The sequence below is a fragment of the Oleiphilus sp. HI0043 genome (genome assembly GCF_001634935.1).
This window is the reverse complement of sequence record NZ_LWEY01001212.1, coordinates 41,108-60,679: the sequence shown is the minus strand read 5'-3', so window position 1 is coordinate 60,679 and position 19,572 is coordinate 41,108. Positions and strand designations below refer to the sequence as shown.

At 44.6% G+C, this 19,572-nt stretch carries 16 protein-coding genes; 10 read left to right on the top strand and 6 right to left on the bottom strand.

The features are described 5' to 3' along the window. Positions 1-84: 84 nt before the first annotated feature. A complete protein-coding gene (locus A3729_RS14730) occupies positions 85-357 on the bottom strand; it encodes a late competence development ComFB family protein (RefSeq protein ID WP_068507938.1) in 273 nt (90 codons plus the stop codon). 298 nt (positions 358-655) lie between these two features. Here A3729_RS14730 and A3729_RS14725 point away from each other — a divergent pair, with 298 nt between their 5' ends. The 5 genes from A3729_RS14725 (at position 656) to A3729_RS14705 (ending at position 6,156) form a co-directional block, all read left to right on the top strand. Continuing rightward, the gene (locus tag A3729_RS14725; RefSeq protein WP_068507940.1) at positions 656-2,767 is read left to right on the top strand and encodes a carboxy terminal-processing peptidase; all 2,112 of its coding nucleotides are present in this window, start codon (positions 656-658) and stop codon (positions 2,765-2,767) included. A 52-nt stretch (positions 2,768-2,819) separates the two neighbouring features. Further along, a complete protein-coding gene (locus A3729_RS14720; protein WP_068507942.1) occupies positions 2,820-3,641 on the top strand; it encodes a RodZ family helix-turn-helix domain-containing protein in 822 nt (273 codons plus the stop codon). A 109-nt stretch (positions 3,642-3,750) separates the two neighbouring features. Continuing rightward, positions 3,751-5,127 (top strand): MATE family efflux transporter, encoded by a 1,377-nt coding sequence (locus A3729_RS14715; protein WP_082870300.1) that lies wholly within the window; start codon positions 3,751-3,753, stop codon positions 5,125-5,127. Continuing rightward, a complete protein-coding gene (locus tag A3729_RS14710) occupies positions 5,120-5,470 on the top strand; it encodes a translation initiation factor Sui1 (protein ID WP_068507944.1) in 351 nt (116 codons plus the stop codon). The genes A3729_RS14715 and A3729_RS14710 overlap by 8 nt, the downstream gene beginning before the upstream one ends. A 23-nt stretch (positions 5,471-5,493) precedes the next feature. Next, positions 5,494-6,156: a glutathione S-transferase family protein gene (locus A3729_RS14705; RefSeq protein ID WP_068634021.1), complete on the top strand. Its 663-nt coding sequence runs from the start codon at positions 5,494-5,496 to the stop codon at positions 6,154-6,156. Here A3729_RS14705 and A3729_RS14700 read toward each other — a convergent pair. Further along, positions 6,153-6,818, bottom strand: a complete 666-nt coding sequence (locus tag A3729_RS14700) for a DsbA family protein (RefSeq protein ID WP_068507947.1) — start codon at positions 6,816-6,818, stop codon at positions 6,153-6,155. The two genes, A3729_RS14705 and A3729_RS14700, sit on opposite strands and share 4 nt — an antisense overlap. 156 nt (positions 6,819-6,974) lie before the next feature. Between A3729_RS14700 and A3729_RS14695 the strand changes: the two genes are divergently transcribed. From A3729_RS14695 to fusA, 3 genes are all read left to right on the top strand, one after another. Then, positions 6,975-7,817 carry a S1 RNA-binding domain-containing protein gene (locus A3729_RS14695; protein ID WP_068507950.1) on the top strand — a complete coding sequence of 281 codons (843 nt, stop codon included), beginning with the start codon at positions 6,975-6,977 and terminating at the stop codon, positions 7,815-7,817. Between the two features lie 18 nt (positions 7,818-7,835). Beyond that, positions 7,836-8,069, top strand: coding sequence for a VF530 family DNA-binding protein (locus A3729_RS14690; RefSeq protein ID WP_082865102.1), 234 nt, complete (start codon positions 7,836-7,838; stop codon positions 8,067-8,069). 130 nt (positions 8,070-8,199) lie between these two features. Continuing rightward, entirely contained in the window at positions 8,200-10,284 is a 2,085-nt protein-coding gene (gene fusA, locus A3729_RS14685; RefSeq protein WP_068553036.1) for an elongation factor G, read from the top strand. A 268-nt stretch (positions 10,285-10,552) separates the two neighbouring features. Here fusA and A3729_RS14680 read toward each other — a convergent pair whose 3' ends face one another. From A3729_RS14680 to rluC, 3 genes are read right to left on the bottom strand one after another with little or no spacing between them, the layout of a single operon-like run. Further along, the gene (locus tag A3729_RS14680; RefSeq protein WP_231872200.1) at positions 10,553-11,500 is read right to left on the bottom strand and encodes a S49 family peptidase; all 948 of its coding nucleotides are present in this window, start codon (positions 11,498-11,500) and stop codon (positions 10,553-10,555) included. Positions 11,501-11,513: 13 nt separating this feature from the next. Beyond that, positions 11,514-12,161 carry an HAD-IA family hydrolase gene (locus A3729_RS14675; protein ID WP_068507955.1) on the bottom strand — a complete coding sequence of 216 codons (648 nt, stop codon included), beginning with the start codon at positions 12,159-12,161 and terminating at the stop codon, positions 11,514-11,516. A gap of 4 nt (positions 12,162-12,165) precedes the next feature. Beyond that, positions 12,166-13,149, bottom strand: coding sequence for a 23S rRNA pseudouridine(955/2504/2580) synthase RluC (gene rluC / locus A3729_RS14670; RefSeq protein WP_068507957.1), 984 nt, complete (start codon positions 13,147-13,149; stop codon positions 12,166-12,168). Between the two features lie 951 nt (positions 13,150-14,100). Between rluC and rne the strand changes: the two genes are divergently transcribed. Further along, positions 14,101-17,103 carry a ribonuclease E gene (gene rne, locus A3729_RS14665; protein ID WP_068634020.1) on the top strand — a complete coding sequence of 1,001 codons (3,003 nt, stop codon included), beginning with the start codon at positions 14,101-14,103 and terminating at the stop codon, positions 17,101-17,103. Between the two features lie 202 nt (positions 17,104-17,305). After that, the gene (locus A3729_RS14660; protein WP_068507962.1) at positions 17,306-17,866 is read left to right on the top strand and encodes a YecA family protein; all 561 of its coding nucleotides are present in this window, start codon (positions 17,306-17,308) and stop codon (positions 17,864-17,866) included. Here the strand turns inward: A3729_RS14660 and A3729_RS14655 are convergent. Next, on the bottom strand, positions 17,817-19,541 hold the full coding sequence (locus A3729_RS14655; protein ID WP_068507963.1) for a fused response regulator/phosphatase: 1,725 nt from the start codon (positions 19,539-19,541) through the stop codon (positions 17,817-17,819). The two genes, A3729_RS14660 and A3729_RS14655, sit on opposite strands and share 50 nt — an antisense overlap. Positions 19,542-19,572: the final 31 nt, after the last annotated feature.

The window sequence follows — 19,572 nt, the reverse complement described above, 5'->3', positions numbered from 1 at the left end:
CTCAAGCCATAAATTAAAAAACCAGCTAACTAATATAGAAAGCTGGCTTCATCACGATGAGATTGTAACGTTTATTCTAAACGGCTACTTTTCGTATCGATCACTTTTCTTCACATATTCCAAAGCGTCGATTACCGCTTTGCGTGCCTTGTCTTCAACCTCATGACTTTCAGTGGGTGAGGTGTAGAAAAACATATCCACTTCATGGCGAATGTATCGTGGTGGCAAATGGTTTAAGGCTATACAAAGCACATCGGTGAGAACATCCTCATCAAAATCCTGCCCTTCTACCTCTTTAGCCAGTGTTTCAATTACCAAGGATTCGTAGTAATTCTGAATATTATCAAGAAGTGACATTAATATACCTCGTACTATCAGCAACAATTTTTATGTTTAGATCGATTTACACTCATGTAGATCGTCCCAGCCATTAAAGCATCTAAAGATAGAGTCTAGCATCTAAAACAATTAACAACAGAGCCAGTTTCAAAATGGCGATCAAAAAGCGGTAGAAAGCCTGTTTTCATTTAGTTACCCAATCACAACCCAATTAACAATAATTAATCGCATCTTGGCTGGCTAGGCCTGCGCTGATCACATACAATCGGAAGTAACCGTATATTTTATATGCTCATTTATTGGCAAAATTATTCTTATGATGATAACGAAGCGAAATATTTACACCCTTCTACTTAGCGTTCTAATCAGCTCGCTTTCCCTTTCTGTTTACGCTAAAGAAAGCAAAGCAGAATTTACTGAAGAACTCGCTCCAACAAGAGCCCAACAAGAAGCAAGCCTGTATGTTGCTCGCTCATTATCGCTAAATCATTACCGCAAGCAGCACATCGATAAAACACTTTCTGAGAAGGTTTACGAAAACTACCTTGATTCACTCGATCCCTCTCGAATTTATTTTCTTAGCGAAGATATTACAGAGTTCGAGATTTACCGCTTTCGCTTAGATAGTGCCTTAAAAACTGGTCAGTTAGACCCTGCATTCAGAATTTATAACCGCTACCAGACGCGAGTAATCACTCGCCTCAATAAACAAATTGAATTTCTCAATACCAAGCTGAACACCTTAGACTTTACTAAAGACGAATATATTTTAACTGACCGTTCAGAAGTAGACTGGGCAACAAGTGAAACAGAGCTGGATAATATCTGGCGCAAGCGAACTAAAAATACGGCCCTGTCTCAAAAACTAGACGGTAAAACCAACGAAGAAATTAAAGAGTCCTTACTAAAGCGTTATCAAAACCAGCTAAAGCGAACTCTACAAGTAAGAAGTGAAGATGCATTTTCTGCCTACATGAATGCCTTCACTACCCTATACGATCCTCATACCACCTATTTTTCACCACGCTCTTCAGAAAATTTCAACATTAATATGAGCTTATCCTTAGAAGGTATCGGCGCCGTACTACAAGCAGATAATGAATTTACTAAAGTGGTCCGTCTAGTTGCTGGCGGGCCAGCACAGAAACAAGGCAAACTTCACTCTGCTGACCGTATTGTTGGTGTTGCCCAAGGAGAGAAAGGCGATATGGTTGAGGTAATTGGCTGGCGACTTGATGAAGTCGTTGAGCTCATTAGAGGCCCCAAGCATTCTAAAGTCAGACTCAAAGTCATACCGCATACTGCCAAACTAGATACTGACACAATAGAAATTAAAATCGTTCGCGACAAAGTTAAGCTCGAGGAACAAGCGGCTGCCAGTTCAGTACTTGATATAGAGCGCGACGGAAAAAATCATCGAATTGGCGTTATTGATATCCCAACTTTCTACGCTGACTTCAAAGCCATGCAAGAAGGTGACCCAAACTATAAGAGCACGACACGAGACACGCTCAAATTACTAAAAGAAATGCAGGCAGAACAAGCTTTAGACGGACTTGTGATTGATTTACGCGGGAACGGTGGCGGCTCTCTCGATGAGGCTAATCAACTAACCGGACTATTTATACATGAAGGCCCTACCGTGCAAATCAGAGGAGCCAATCACCGCATTGAGGTATTGGATGATCCCGATCCTAAACTGATGTACGACGGTCCGCTCATTGTCTTGGTAGATAGACTAAGCGCCTCTGCCTCTGAAATCTTTGCTGGCGCAATTCAGGATTATGGTCGCGGTATCGTAATGGGTACACCAACATTCGGCAAAGGGACTGTACAAGCAGTTCGCCCACTTAACCATGGCCAGTTAAAAATAACACAAGCCAAGTTTTATAGAATCTCTGGCGCTAGCACCCAGCACAAAGGCGTTGTCCCGGATATTATTTTACCTGACACCATTGATACTTCGAAAGTAGGTGAAGATGCCCTGGATCACGCACTTGAGTGGGACTCCATTGCTTCAGCCAAATTTAGCAAGGTGGGCGCCTTGAGCCCGCTTAGCCAAAAACTAGCCGAGAGCCATATCACACGTATTACACAACATCCTGAATACGTACTTTTGTTAGAAGAAATAGAATTACTAGAATCTCAGCGCGGTATAGAAAAAGTAACGATTAACGAACAAAAACGAAAAACCGAAGACGAAGCCTTCGACAAGGCACGCTTGGACTTACTTAACAAGCGCCGCCGACTTGAACAAAAGCCAGAATTTGAATCTCTTCAGGCCTGGCGTGACAGCGAAGATGAAAAGCCTATTGAAACAGACAAAGCACAAGAACCAGACTTTATCGTTGAGGAAAGTGCTGAAGTCTTATTAGACTTTATTTCTTTACAGCAAGTTAGCGCGAATGCCTTAGCCAATGCTCTTTAGCAATAGAGCTTGATTCGGTAACACTCGACACTGATATAGCGTGGCACGACATATGAGCGAGAAAAACTCTGAAAAGCCCAAGTCAGATGAAAAAAAGTCTGCAAACTCTCGCTCCAAGAGTGAAAAAACTGAACCTTGGGTGTCTGAAGAGTCTATCAGTAACTTTTTAGGGCGTGTTTCAGGTGCAACCACGAGCGCCTTCAAGTTCGCTAAGAAAACTGGCGGCACGTCCTATAAAGTCGGCAAGGCCATCATTCAGTCGCAGGACCAATTAAAACTTATGGTATCTGCCGGTCAGTCCCTTAAAGACCTTCGCGAGGTTGCCGGCCTGACAGTTAGTGAGCTTAGCGAAGCTGTAAACCTGAAAGATAAGTCCGTTATCGAAGCTGTAGAGAATGGCACAGCCACTCTCTCTTTCGAACTAATACTCCGCCTGGCCGCCCTTCTTGCCAGAAACGACCCTATTCCTTTCATTCTCAAATACAGTAGAACCTACGCACCAGACACATGGAAAATCTTGAATGACTGGGGTGCCGGACGCCTTCCTCTTCATTATGAAAGAGAGCGACAGTTCATCAATATTTACCGTTCTCAAGACCAAGCGAGACAGCTATCGGATGAAGGCTACGAACGCGTTCTTGAGTTTACTAAACAAGCATTCAATATGTCTCTTCACTTTATCGCTGAGCAGGAAGATGCTTTACAAGAAATGATTGAGACTCAAGAGGAACAGATGGAAGTGCTCAGATCCAAAATGAGCCAGGTACATAAGCACAAAACGCAAGCACCAAGCGATGATAGTGATGCAAAACAAAACTCCGATGAAACGCCAGCTGAGGGCAAACCCAATGAACAGCAAAAAGACGCGCCCTGATCTCCCCTCCCTTTAAGCACTCTTTTCATCGAAGTTCGTGATATAGTCCCCTAAAGATTCTATTCATCCTCTAGCCTACGACACTGAAGTATAACTATTCGTTAATATTTTGAGAAAACGCAACCTTACCGAAGGCAATATCAGCCAGCAGCTCTACAAAATGACGGTTCCTATGATTGGCGGCATCTTGGCCATCATGTCGATGAACATTGTAGACACCTATTATGTCGGACAACTCGGCACTCGCGAACTCACCGCAATGAGTTTTACCATTCCAATTATCTCTATCCTATTAAGTCTGGCATTTGGCATTGGCATTGGAACTTCTTCCGTTATCGCTCGTGCAATTGGGGCTCAACAACATACCTTAGTGCAAGCATACTGCACACAAGCGATATTAATCGCCCTGATCGTAGCCATCTGCTTTGCCGTACTTGGCTACCATTTTATGGATCCGATCTTCACCCTACTTGGCGCACCGCAGGACTTGTTTGAGCTCATACATGAGTTTATGGATATTTGGTTTCTAGCCAGCTTTGTAGTGGTTATACCGATGGTCGGTAATTCGGCTATTCGCGCTGCCGGCAATACAAAACTACCCAGCATGGTTATGATAAGCGTTGCAATAGTGAATATGATATTAGACCCCATTCTAATTTTCGGCTTGCTTGGTTTCCCTAAACTTGGGCTAGCTGGCGCTGCCATATCAACCGTTTGTGCGTATTCGATTGCCCTGGTAATTGGTTTGTATGTATTGATAAAGAAGTTCGACTTCTTGAGCCTTAAGAGCTGCTATGGCCGGGTATTACAAAGCTGGCAGGCAATCCTCAAAATAGCTGTTCCCGCTGTAGGAACAAATCTAATTGCACCACTTTCAATCGCGATAACAACCTGGCTTGTAGCCCGATTCAGCCCCGAGTCTGTTGCCGGTTTTGGTGTTGCGTCACGTATTGAAGCAATCTTTCTTGTCGTAATTATGGGGCTAACCTCCATTATGGGCCCTTTTGTTGGCCAAAATTGGGGCGCAGAAAAACATGACCGGGTTTTCGAAGCACTTAAGATGAGCTTCAAGTTCGTTGCACTTTGGGGACTGGGGGCAAGCGTTTGTTTATGGCTATTTGCCAAGCCTCTAACCGGGTTGTTTTCGGCAGACGAATCAGTTATTGAGTCCTCCACCCTCTACTTATACTTAGTGCCTATCAGCTATCTATTTCTTGGCATCATTATGCTGAGCTCGTCAGCAGCTAACGGTATCGGCAGACCAATGCCCTCTTTGGTCATGTCACTTCTACGCTTAATCGTAATTTTTATTCCCTTGGCATTAGCGCTTGGTAATTTTTTTGATCTCGCGGGTATATATCTGGCCACAAGCCTTGCTAATATAATAGTTGGCACGGGTGCACTGTATTGGGTGCGCCACCTCAATAAAAGTAATTTAAAACATTCTTCACATATGGAACTCAAAGAGAGCAAAAGCAATGCCTAGAAACAATCGACTTGTCTACTCCACCGAAACAGGGCGAACTTGTCCAGAGTGTGAACAAGCCATTGACGAATGCACTTGCTCTGCAGACCAAACTCCAGAGGGAGACGGCATCGTACGTGTAAGCCTCGACACGAAAGGCCGAAAAGGCAAAGGTGTGACCGTCTTAAGTGGAATACTGCTAAAAAACAACGAGCTAAAAGGTCTCGCCAAAGAGCTCAAAAAGAAATGTGGTGTCGGTGGTGCAGTGAAGGATGGAAATATCGAAATCCAAGGCGATCACCGTGAACTGCTATTGAAGATTCTTACTGAGCAAGGCTACAAAGTAAAACGTTCAGGCGGATAAACACTAAAAATAGGAAGACAGATATGGAACTAGTTATTGGTAATCAGAATTATTCATCATGGTCACTTCGGCCCTGGCTATTACTGACTCACTTTGACATCCCGTTCGACGAAATTAAAGTATTCCTTTTTGAAGAAAATACCCATCAGCGCCTCGCGGATTACTCCCCCACCTTCAAAGTTCCTGTACTGATTGATGACAAGGAAGGTAAGGACCTTACAGTCTGGGACTCATTGGCAATTTGTGAGTATGTTTCCGAGCAATATCTTAAAGGTAAAGGCTGGCCTGAAGACCCAAGTGACAGAGCCACTGCCCGAGCCTACTGCGCTGAAATGCACTCAGGTTTTCCAGCCTTAAGAAGCGCCCTGCCTATGAACTGCCGGGCTACTCGTAAAGTCAACCTCCATGAGGACTGCATTAAGGATATTCAACGCATCGACGGCATGTGGCAAGATGCGCTCAACCGCCATGATGGCGATTGGTTGTTTGGAGAGTTCTCCATTGCCGACTGCATGTTTGCTCCGGTTGCTTCCCGTTTTGCGACTTATCAAATTGAAGTATCGGATACCAGCAGAGCTTATATCGACCGCTTGCTTACCCTACCTTCAATGAAGCATTGGTACGAAGCAGCCCTAAAAGAAAAAGAAGTGATCGGAGAAGGTGAAGCCGGCACCGACGTAGACTAGCACCAGCTCGCTTCATAGCCCGGTTTCGACAAGACCTCTTTAATATTGGCTCGTAATATTCGGTAACCAACGTTTCCAAAGAGTTCTTGTCGACCATTATTCATAATCCATGAAGGACTGCCTTTAATATTCAGTTCTGCTGCTTTCTGATAGTCGCTCATCAATAGTGCTGCCGCATCACCTTCATCAATCAAGGTTTTTAATGCATCGCTATCCATACCACTTTGCTTAGCCAGCAAGAGCACATTATCAAGCAAGCCCACATCCAGATTATCGACAAAAAAACTTTTTTGCACTAACAGCATTAAATCAGCAGAGCGCTGAGGGCTATACGCTAGCTCACAAGCCTTGAGGACTAAGTGCGCATTCAAAGAGGATTTTGGCCGCACAGTCTTCCAGATTTCCGGGTTAACCGGCGCATTATCATAAGGAGCCGCAGCATCTTGCACATGACGACCGAAGCCTTCGTAGCCACCGCGCTCCCCCCATTGTTTTGCCATTCGCGTTTTCGTATCGCCGAAGAGGTTAATATAGTGTCGGCGCAGCAAAACCTGCTCCCCCCACTCTTCTTTCATTTCCTCAATTCGTCTTTGGGCAATCCACGCCCAGATACACAGAACATCACTAAAGTAATCGATTACCAAGGGCTCGTTATTGTTCACTTAACCTTCCTCTTTTAGCTCACATCATCAATTAAACCTTAACTATATTAGACAATACTAATATAGTTTTAGGAATATACCTAGTGATTGACGTAAAAGAGATGTACACTCTGCGAAAATTACTCCCTCAAATCTGTCTGAACAGGTACGTATACTTTGGCAAAAATCGGTCGCAATAATTTATTAGAAGTTATCAAATTCGAGCCTCAGGGCGCCTACCTACAAGGCGGCTGGCTTGGTGAAATACTTCTGCCAAAACGCTATGTGCCTGAAGATTGTGAAGTTGGTGATCCGCTTAATGTTTTCGTCTACCTTGACTCCAAAGATCGCTTTATCGCCACGACCCAAACACCACGGGCGCAAGTGGGCGAAGTCGCGTTTTTAGAAGTAACGGATGTAAATAATATCGGCGCTTTTTTAGACTGGGGGCTACCAAAGGATTTGCTGGTACCTTATAACCAACAACATATGACAATGGAAGTTGGAAAGTCTTACCTTGTATACATATACACTGATGAAGAAACTCACCGCATTGCCGCGTCAACAAAACTCAACAAGTATATTGGTCGCCTCCCTAACGATTATAAACAAGGCCAAAAAGTAGACTTAGCAATCTCTGCTACAACGGACTTAGGCTACAGTGCCGTTATTGACAACCAATATTGGGGCCTTTTATTTTTTAGTGATGTCGTCCGCCCCCTCAAGATTGGCCAAAAAGTTAAAGGCTTTATCAAGCAAGTTAGAAATGACGGTAAAGTAGACCTGTCGCTTCATGCTCCCGGATTTAAGAAAATAGAAAATTTAGCCGAGAGAGTGCTCGACAGGTTAGAAAAAAGTGAAGGCTACCTGCCTCTTTCTGACAAGAGTAAGCCAGAGGAAATATACGATGCATTTTCAATCAGTAAAAAAGCATTCAAGACCGCAATAGGCACACTTTATAAACAACGGCAGATCCGTATAGAGAGTGATGGTATCTACCTGATTAAAACCGGCGAATAATATAGCGAGACACACAAGGTGCATGACCAGTCCCACGACCCTCTTCATGGAATGACTTTAGAAAAGATTCTTATAAAGCTTGAATCTCATTTCGGCTGGGAAGAACTAGGCAATAGAATTCCTGTTCGTTGCTTTCAATACGACCCGAGCATTAAGTCCAGCTTAAAATTCCTAAGAAAAACCCCTTGGGCTCGTAGCAAAGTTGAAGCGCTTTATATCGACTTATGTAACAGCCCATGGCAGAAAAAATAGCTGCCTAAATAAATTAAATACGACTATTTTTTGCCCAGGCATAAAATGTTACGTTTTTTTTCAAACTTTCGAAAAAAATCCTGTATACTACCGCAAATTTTTTTCCGCCCTGAACTTATTGAGTAGAATAATGACAGATCTATCCAAATACAGAAATATAGGCATCTTCGCTCACGTTGATGCTGGTAAAACAACCACTACAGAACGTATTCTAAAGCTAACTGGTAAGATCCATAAGACTGGTGAGGTTCACGATGGTGAATCTACAACTGACTTTATGGAGCAGGAAGCTGAGCGTGGTATTACTATCCAGTCTGCAGCGATCACAACCTTCTGGGATGATCACCGCATGAACATCATAGATACTCCTGGACACGTTGACTTCACAGTAGAAGTATATCGTTCTTTGAAAGTTCTTGATGGTGGTATCGGTGTATTCTGTGGTTCTGGTGGTGTTGAACCTCAATCAGAAACAAACTGGCGTTATGCAGATGAGTCTGGCGTTGCTCGTATCATCTTCGTAAACAAGCTTGACCGTCTAGGTGCTGACTTCTTGAAAGTTGTTGACCAGGTAGAGAACGTACTAGGCGCTAAGCCGCTAGTTATGACTCTTCCAATCGGAACCGAAGATGACTTTGTTGGTGTTGTCGATATTCTTTCTAAGAAAGCTTATGTTTGGGATGACACAGGCCTACCTGAAAACTTCAAAGTAGAAGACGTTCCAGCCGATATGGTTGACGATGTAGACATGTATCACGAGCAGTTGATTGAAACAGCTGTTGAGGTTGATGACGACATCATGATGGCGTACATGGAAGGCGAAATGCCAACTACGGAACAGATCAAAGCCTGTATTCGTAAAGGTACTAATGACCTGACATTCTTCCCTACTTACTGTGGCTCTGCATTTAAGAACAAAGGTATCCAGTTAATTCTTGATGCTGTTGTTGACTACTTGCCTTCACCCACAGAAGTTATTCCTCAGCCATTGACTGATGAAGTGGGCGAGCCAACTGGCGAAGTTGCTACAGTTGCTGTTGACGAGCCATTCCGCGCACTTGCATTTAAGATCATGGATGACCGTTTCGGCGCACTTACCTTTATCCGAGTTTATTCAGGTAAGCTGAACAAAGGCGACACAGTACTTAACTCCTTCACAGGTAAGACTGAGCGTATCGGCCGTATGTGTGAGATGGAAGCTGAAGATCGTAACGAGCTAGATTCAGCTCAAGCTGGTGACATCCTTGCAATCGTCGGCATGAAAAACGTTCAAACAGGTCACACACTTTGTGATCCCAAGCACGAATGTACACTTGAAGCGATGGTCTTCCCTGAGCCAGTAATCTCGATTGCTGTTAAGCCTAAAGACAAAGGCGGTTCTGAGAAAATGGGTATCGCGATCGGTAAGATGGTTGCAGAAGATCCAACATTCCAGGTTCACACTGACGAAGACTCAGGTGAAACAATTCTACGCGGAATGGGTGAGCTTCACCTAGACATCAAAGTAGACATCCTGAACCGTACTTATGGCGTTGAGCTAGAAGTTGGTGAACCTCAGGTTGCATACCGTGAAACAATCACGGCTGAAGTTGAAGATTCATATACGCACAAGAAGCAGTCTGGTGGTTCTGGTCAGTTCGGTAAGATCGATTACCGTATCAAGCCAGGTGAGCAGAATTCTGGTTTCACATTCTCATCTACAGTTGTAGGTGGTAACGTACCTAAGGAATTCTTCCCAGCTATCGAGAAAGGCTTCCAAAGCATGATGGAGACCGGTGTTCTTGCTGGCTTCCCAGTACTAGATGTTGAGGTTGAGCTGTTCGACGGTGGTTTCCACGCGGTTGACTCCTCTGCTGTTGCATTTGAAATTGCTGCAAAAGGCGCTTTCCGTCAGTCAATTCCAAAGGCACAACCTAAGCTTCTTGAGCCAATCATGAAGGTTGACGTATTTACGCCTGAAGATCACGTTGGTGACGTAATTGGTGATTTGAACCGTCGTCGTGGCATGATCGAAGGTCAGGATGCAGGCGCTTCTGGCGTGCGCATCAAAGCAAATGTACCACTTTCAGAAATGTTTGGTTACATCGGCTCACTACGTACAATGACCTCTGGTCGTGGTCAGTTCTCTATGGAATTTGATCACTACGCACAATGCCCTAACTCTGTTGCTGAAAAAGTAATGGAAGAAGAGCGTGCAAAGAAAGCAGCTAAGTAATCTTTAGCTAGCCTTCAAAAAAGCGATCTTCGGATCGCTTTTTTTATGCCTGCAATTTAGCTACAAACCTACAACGACCAAATCAAAATGGCACCGGGATAACCACGTACATAACTCTACTCAGCTTCATTTATACGCAGCAATACTGTTATAGACCAGCGACTTAGCTTTCCCGACCTGAAAGAAATACACTATTCTGGAATAGCTAGAATTTCCCAGGCACAAAAAAAGGCGAGCTAATGCTCGCCTTTAGTCATTCTAAACCATACTACTGAATAGTCAGTGGGCTAGTCGTTAAAAGTTTACCTACAGCACTCCCTGCCGCAATACCCAGCGTTTTCGTGAAGCGCTCAAAGGGGTCTGGCTGCGGCGTAAAATCAATAATTTCCTCAGCTCCAACCACTTCTCTTGCAACATAACCTGCACTACCCAAACCATCAACCAAACCTTTTTCCAAGGCCTGCTCACCACTCCAGATCAGACCACTAAAGATCTCTTCATCAACCTTCAACCGCTCTCCACGCCCTTCTTTCACTTTAGCAATAAACTGCTGATGCGTGGTATTCAGCACCGACTCCCAAAACTCAACCTCATCACCCTTTTCATCGCTAAAAGGATCTAGAAAGCCCTTATGAGCTCCCGCTGTATATAAACGTCTTTCGACGCCAAGCTTCTTCATCGTATCAACAAAACCAAAACCTGAAGCCACTACACCGATAGAACCAACCAAACTTGCCTTATCAGCGTAAATCTTATCCGCAGCCGCAGCAATGTAATATGCACCTGAAGCACCAATATCGCTGATCACTGCATAGAGTGGCGTTTCAGGGTATAAGCCACGAAGTCGTTTAATTTCATCATAAACATACCCTGATTGAACCGGGCTGCCACCAGGACTATTAATGCGCAAGACAACAGCTTGAGTTCCCTCAGCTTCAAAAGCTGCTCTCAAACCCGTCACCAAAAAGTCTGCATTCGCCTCTTCGCCTGAAGCAATCACACCTTCCAGATTAACCAATGCGGTATATTGTTCAGTATCACTTATCTTATCCGGCGATAAACCCTCGCTCATCATAAACAATAAGACAAAAAGATAAGCAAATGTTAGCAGCTTAAAAAACACACCCCAGCGACGAGCCTTACGCTGCTCAACACCTAACTGAGAAACAGTCTTTTCAATCAACTTCCACTCTTTAGTATTATTCTCTGAATCCAAAATTTACTACCCTCTAACTTACATTCAGCTTTATCAGCTCTGAAAAATGATCAATTATTGCTTTTGGCTCATGTACGGACAAGCGACTCACTTCATGAACCCCATAACTCACACCGATTGCATCCATCCCGAAATTTGAAGCCATCTTCAAGTCATACTCCGTGTCGCCAACCATCACGCACTCTTTCGCAGGCACACCATAGTATGAACAAATCTCTTCCAGCATCATTGGGTGAGGTTTTGAGCGTGTTTCGTCCGCACAGCGCTCAATATCAAAATAGTGCCCAAGCCCGGTCGCCTTTAACGCGAGATTCAAGCCATTTCGACTCTTACCTGTAGCAACTGCCAAACTAAGACCACCCGCCTTAAGCGCCTCAAGCGTCTCAATAACGCCGTCAAACAGATTTTCCTGCGTCATCTCACGGCGAAAAAAGAACTCCGCATAAGATTGCCGCATATTTTCAACATCCTTATCCGACAGGCTTGGATACAAGCTTTGCAAAGCCTCCACCATCCCTAAACCAATAATATTCTTATAGGCATCATGCCCGAGATCGGGCAAGGAGAGCTTATTAGCGGCATACTCAAGACTCGCAACAATATGCTGCTCAGAGTCGACTAAAGTCCCGTCCCAATCAAATATATATACAGGGTACTTCATAACACTACACCAAGCCCATCTTTTTCAAATTAGCTTCATATACTTCGTCGTAGGGCGCCTCAAAACTCATCGCCCTACCGCCAGGCAAGGTAAAGTGAATCTCTTTTGCATGCAGCATCAATCGAGCTTTTTCCATTCCTCTAAACTGCACCAAATCGCGCGGGATATACTTATCATCCCCCACAATTGCATGCCCGGAAAATGCGGCATGAACACGAATCTGATGAGTTCGCCCGGTCACCGGCTTAGCTTCGACTAAGGTAAAATTCTCAGCACTAGATAAGATCTTGAACAAGGTCTGACTTGGCTTCCCGTCCTGGTGTACAACAACAATGCGTTCACCAGATTTTAATTCATTCTTCTTAAGGGGCGCGTCAACGCGCTTTTTATGCTTTGGCCACTTACCGAAAACGGCCATATGGTAAATCTTGTTAACCTCATCATTACGAAACTGCGCATGCAAGTCTCGCAAGGCAGGCCGCGACTTAGCAACCAAGATACAACCCGATGTATCCCTATCCAAGCGGTGCACCAACTCAAGAAACTGGGTTTCCGGGTAACGCTTGCGTAGCGCCTCAATTAAGCCGTAATTAACGCCACTTCCGCCATGCACAGCTAAACCGGAAGGCTTGTTGATTACTAGCAGCTGCTTATCTTCATAAATAATAGCTGAGGCAATAAACTCAAGAAGATTGTCACTCACCCTAATAGCGCCTTTAGAGCTACTTGCAACAACAATCGGTGGAATTCTAACAAGGTCATCAATCGCCAATTTGGTTTCAGGCTTGCAGCGCCCCTTATTAATCCGCACCTCACCCTTTCGAATGACTTTATATATTTTAGACTTTGGCACACCCTTAAGCTGAGAAAGCAAAAAGTTATCGACTCGCTGCCCTTCATTCTTTGCCGTTACTGTTACGATGCGGACAGCTGGCCTGTCATTTGTTTTGCGCTTTTCACCACCTTCAGCGGCTTGTTTTTCACTCATTCTATTCTCTACTTAGATCACCCTGAACTTTGGATGCGCCTTAAAAATCAGTCATATTACTTGATATATTTGCTGCGACAAGTAATTACTGCTATATTTCTGCGTTGTTGTAAGGAGCCCGCTCGCTGTGATCGATTAGCAGTAACAGACAATATAGAGTGAGTGACAAGAAATCTCAGGAATACAAACTTGGTTCATCCGTTTTTTCCACTGTCATCAGCCCACCTTCAACACACTGGTCCCGTAAAAAAGTTACATTGAAAGGCGCATTCCCCTATATAGATTCAGCTGAGTTCAGTCAACTATATAGCTAAAAGCCCACGGAGCAGTAAGACGACAGATTATATAGACAGAAAACCGACAGCTATTTGCTTGCGACACAAGCTAAATAGGCGTTGAAAGTTTTGTACGCACGCAATGAAAAAGAATACATAAAGCGAGCCTTTCCACCAACAGAGTGAAAAGTAGAAAGTACAGACAACACGACACGGTATAGAAAGCTCTGTCATGTCGTAAATTAATTAGGATTCCAGAGCAATTTAAGCTCTGGAAATAAAACTAAAGCGTGGAATCGCATTAGGAAAACAGAATTTATAGCCCGTAAGTGATGCAGACAACAAAGTCTTGCGATTGAACGCAGACCATTAATGTTAGTACGCACTATCACTTACTTCTTAGCGTTGAAAGGCAGCACCGGACTTGAGCGAGCATAAATACATATGCCCAGATCATTTGAAGGAAGCAATAAGACCAGACAATAGTTAGGAAATAGAAGTAAAACCAACAAACGCCATATGTGGCCACTTCCCCACCGCGAATTTGTCACGGGTACTGGGTGTTGCTGCTATGTATTGGAATTTGTTAGCTCGCTAACTTGATTTATAGCTGAGTAATTTTACTTTAAACCAAGCTGTCTTCCTGCGATTTCCAGCACAAAACTGGATTTCATTCATGAAAAGAATGCTTATAAACGCAACTCAAAGTGAAGAGTTACGTGTTGCCCTTGTAGACGGCCAAAAACTCTACGATCTTGATATCGAAGCGAGTTCTCGCGAACAGAAAAAAGCAAACATTTATAAAGGTAAGATCACTCGTATCGAGCCCAGCCTTGAAGCTGCATTTGTTGATTTTGGTGCTGAGCGCCACGGTTTCCTCCCTTTAAAAGAAATCTCTAAAGAATATTTTGACCCCGCTGCCGGTAAAGGCCGGGTCAATATCAAGCAAGCCTTAAGAGAAGGTCAGGAAGTTATAGTTCAGGTTGATAAAGAAGAGCGTGGCAACAAAGGCGCCGCACTGACGACCTTTATCAGCCTTGCCGGTCGTTACTTGGTTCTTATGCCTAATAACGCACGTGCTGGCGGCATTTCTCGCCGCATCGAAGGCGACGACCGCTCACAACTTAAAGAAGCCATGTCCGGCCTTGAAACGCCACGCAACATGGGTGTTATCGTTCGTACTGCTGGCGTAGGTCGTTCAACAGAAGAGCTACAATGGGACCTTGATTACCTTCTACAATTTTGGGAATCAATTACCAGCGCTTCTGAAAGCCGCCCCGCTCCTTTCCTCATATACCAGGAAAGCAATGTCATCATCCGTGCTATTCGCGATTACTTGCGCCAGGACATTGGCGAAGTACTTGTTGACGCACCGCTTGTGTTTGAAGATGTTCTAAATTTCGTTCGTTCAGTTATGCCTGCTTATGAAAGCAAGATCAAACTCTACCAAGACGAAACGCCATTATTCAGCCGTTATCAGATCGAAGCTCAAATCGAGACAGCGTTCCAACGCGAAGTAAAACTGCCTTCTGGCGGCTCAATTGTTATCGACCCAACGGAAGCACTTGTTTCAATCGATATCAACTCAGCTCGTGCAACTAAGGGCAGCGACATTGAAGAGACAGCACTTCAAACTAACCTTGAAGCTGCAGAAGAAATTGCTCGCCAGCTTCGTTTACGAGATATGGGTGGTTTGGTTGTTATCGACTTTATCGATATGGGCCCTGCAAAAAATCAACGTGACGTTGAAAACCGCATGCGTAAAGCCCTAGAACTTGACCGCGCACGCGTTCAGGTTGGCAAGATATCTCGTTTCGGGCTCCTTGAAATGTCACGACAGCGTTTACGACCTTCACTAAGTGAGACCCGCGCAGCAGTATGCCCTCGCTGTAGCGGACAAGGTACGATTCGTGACGTTGAATCTTTAGCACTGTCAATCATGCGCCTAATGTATGAAGAAGCCTCTAAAGAGAAAACAGGTTCGGTCCAAGCAGTCCTGCCGGTTCCTGTCGCTACTTTCTTATTAAACGAGAAGCGCCAACAAATTCAGGAGATTGAACGCAGGCAGTCTGTTCGCGTTATCATCATTCCTGACATGGCTATGGATACGCCTCACTATGAGTTACGTAGACTTCGTGAAGACGAAACCAGTGATGATCAAGCTAGTTACAAAATAGAAACAACACAGCCAGAGGAACAAGCAGTTCCAACAGCCGCAGCAAAAGAAGTCGTGCGCGAAGAAGCTGCGGTTAAATCTATTTCACATGCTAGCCCTGCACCTCAAGTTTCAGCGCCTGCAACTGAAGCTGCACCTCAAAAGCAAGCTGAGCAAAGCGAAGAAACTGGCCTAATGAAGCGTTTGAAATCCAAGCTATCGGCAATGTTCAGCGCAGAAGAGAAAGCCTCCTCTGTTGCTAATGAAGCACCTGCTAGAAAGCAGCAGCGCAGCACTCAAGGCAACCGCAGTAACCAGAAGAATAGAAACAAGCAACGAGACTCTCAGTCTGGCGATAACGCTTCAGGCAACAACCGCAACCGTAATAAGTCTGGCCAAAATCGAAATCAACGCGATGAAAATCGCAGAGATGATCGCGGCAACCAACGTAACCGACGCAATCAAAACAATGACTCGCGTCGTAGCAATGATAATCGCGGCAACAGATCAAATTCTGAGAACACTCGCGACCAGAAGCAAAACGATTCACGCACTCAGAACAAAGAAGGTTCGCAGCGCAGAAATCGTAGCGGTAACCGTCCTGCCAAGAAATATGAGGATAAACAACGCCCTGAAGAAGCGCCCGTGGTAAACAATACCTTAGCAAAAGCGGACGACAGTGTAGAAGCCAATACCACAAAGCCTGAAGCTAAAAGCAGCGAAAATAAATCCACTACTCGCTCTTCTAACCGTAGACGTTCAGAAAACCGTGGCGAGCGCCGTAGCAAAGCTCCTACGAAGAATGCTGAAACTGACACCAAGGGTGCAGTTAGCACAGCAAGCGAAAGCCTTAAGGAAACAACTAAGCCTGTCGCTACAACTGAGCCTAAAGCAGAAGTCTCAAAACCTAAGGTAGAAGAGAAGAGTTCATTGCCTCAAGCGAGTAGCAACGCTAGCCCTGCACCTGCTGCAACTGAAAGCAAGGAAGATAAAAGCTCTGATAAAGCTGAAGTTGCCGAAACTAAAGCTGTAGATTCGCCTAAAGCAGTAAAAGAGAGCAAAGCAGAAACAAGTGATGAAACTGCAACTGAAGTAACTACATCAGATGCCAGCTCTAGTGATAGCGAAGAGAAAACTTCGACTCGCCGACCTCGTAGCCGTAACCCTCGTAGAAATCGAGGCAATAAAGCGACAAACAGCAAGTCGGATGCCTCTCCAACGAAGACGCAAGCTGTTGCTGATAAGGAAAGCGCGACAAAAGAAATAACTGGCAATACAAGCCCTAAAGCCGAAGCGAAGCCGGCTGATGAGCATAAAGTCGAAGTTAAAAAGCCAGCTCGCCGTCGTAGACCTAACCGCTCTAACCGGGTTCACAATGACCCAAGAGCGCAATCAGCTGAAACTGAAAGCGCGGCGGCTCCTAAGTCACCAGAGCTGTCAGCTGTTAAGGTTGAGGTGAGCCCCGCTGAATCAACAGCAAAAGCTGAAGACAGTAAAGCAACTCAGACTACAGATACTGAATAGCATTTCCGCTAATTAAGTTCTGAAAGACCTCAGAGCCGGTATGAGCAATTAGTTCTTACCGGCTTTTTTATGCTTACCAGGTACTGCAGATACTAATCTGTGGAAAATCAGTTTATACTCTCGTTTTTTATACCACCCCGCTCCCAACCAGCGCCCATACACACATGAACGCATTGGTTGCACTGTCATACGGTTTTAGCAAATGTCACTAAGCGAACAACAAATTGAACAGCTCGAAGATATTCTTTTTGCCGAGCATCTAAATGAAGAGGCTTTGGATTATTTTGGCTTTCACGGCCTTGTATGCGCCAGTGTTATCGGGCCGGTAGACTTTGACACTAACACTCTTATCTCTGTGCTATTTGGCAATGATGATATCGAGCTTAGTGAATCTGAAATCGCCACTATTGAAAGCTGTATCGAAGAGATCAAGTCGACATTGCTTGAAGAGATTAATGAAGACCGCGATATACTCTTACCCTACAGCGATGAAACTGATGACGACAGCGAAACTCACTACGATGCCTGTCTTGAAAGCTGGTGCACAGGCTTTATGGAAGGTTTCTTCTACAAAGAAAAGGCATGGTTCTGCAAAGGTGAAGATGTTACCGCCGAATTGCTACTTCCTATCATGGCCCTTTCAGGCCTATTTGATAGTGATGAGTTTCAAGAAATACGTCGAAACGAAAAGCTTTTATCCCAATTCGAAGAAATTATGCCGGAGCAATTGGTGGATATCTTTCTTTTCTATCATTCGGATTAAGTGCCAAGGTCGCCTCGACACAGCGGCCTTCATCACTATATTCAACCGTTTCACACAGAGATCGGACCAGCGCAATTCCGCGCCCCCATGGTTTAGTATTCATTGCCAGGTCTTCGTTCTGTGAAGCAAAATCAAAGCCTTTCCCGGTATCTCTGAGACTTATTTTCAACTCACTACCGGAACGCTCGTAATCAAAGCTCACACTAATGCTAATGCGGCCCGCATCCAAGGCGTCCATCCGTTCCTGACGCTGCTGATAGTACTTTGTAAATCCGTCATGACTGCCTTTTATAGTAGAGTCTAAGGCTAATAAACCATGCTCCAGCGAGTTGGAGTAAAGCTCAGACAAAATAGTCCTGATCATATCGGCTCGACGGTACAAAAACAGATCTGCTGGCAACACTTTAATGACCTGCACAATGGGGTCAGGCTGAGAGTGTATTCTCTCTGCATCAAGATCGACATTAACTGACCAAGGCAAATTCGTCTTTGGTTCAAGATCTATTACACTAGAATTATCAATTGGGCCTGCGGTGATTTCAACCAAAGAGATATCGTCCTGCTGCGCAGAACCTTGGCTGAAGCTATGATAGTCATCCAGTAGGCCGTCAAACACACGCTCTTGCCCGCCCTCTTTCACTCGGCGGTCAAGTGAGTCCATCACTCGTTCTTCACCAAACATTTCATCACTGTCTGTAGGGCTTCCTTCAAGAATTCCGTCAGTGAACATAAACAACTTATCACCATAACGTAATTCGTGTAGTTCTATCTCACTATTGAAGCGCTCTGCCGGCACGATACCGAGCGGCATATGTCTCGACTTTACGACACTTACAAGCCCCTCCCCAGGTCTTGTAATATACGCATCTGGCAACCCCCCTGCCCATACTAATGCTTTATCTCCCGATTCTGGCACATGTATTAGTGTCGCGGCGCAAAACATGTACTCAGGCAAAAAGGACTTTAAGGACTTATTCATCGAAGACGCAATTTCCATAATCGGCATACTTTTTTCACACATGGAGAAAAATGCTTGCGAGACAGGAATCGTACCAATTGCTGCAGCTAAACCATGACCAGTAAAGTCACCGAGAAAAGCATATAAACCACCACTTGGATTTTCGGCCAAAAGAAAGATATCGCCATTAAAGGTCGACATTGAAGAAAGATAGCTTTTAACATTTTTACAGTTCTGCAAGCTCCTCTTGAGCGTATGATTTAATACATGACGCCCCATCTCATGTTCTTGCGTTAATGTCGCGTGTAGACGGGTTAGCTCACTGTTTTTCGCATGAACTTGCTGGGTAAGCTCCTGAGTTCTCGCATGAGCCTTAATCTTCGCTTTTAGAACAATGCCATTAATGGGCTTTGGTAAATAATCATCTCCACCACTCTCCAGGCAAGCAAGCAAAGATTTCTCATCATGTTTTGCTGTCAGAAAAATAATAGGAACATGGGTATCGCCTGCGCGCTTTTTAATTAAGGACGCGGCTTCATAGCCATCCATAACAGGCATGACAATGTCCATCAGAACAAAGTCTGGCTGGTGCTCATCAAACTGCTCGACTGCTATCTGCCCATTTTCAGCTTCGATGCAGTCGTGGCCTTCGGATTCAAGCAAATACCTTACTAGAATACGATTCGATTCATGATCGTCCACAATTAGAACATTCATTCCCATTGTCTGTACTACCCACCCACGCTAT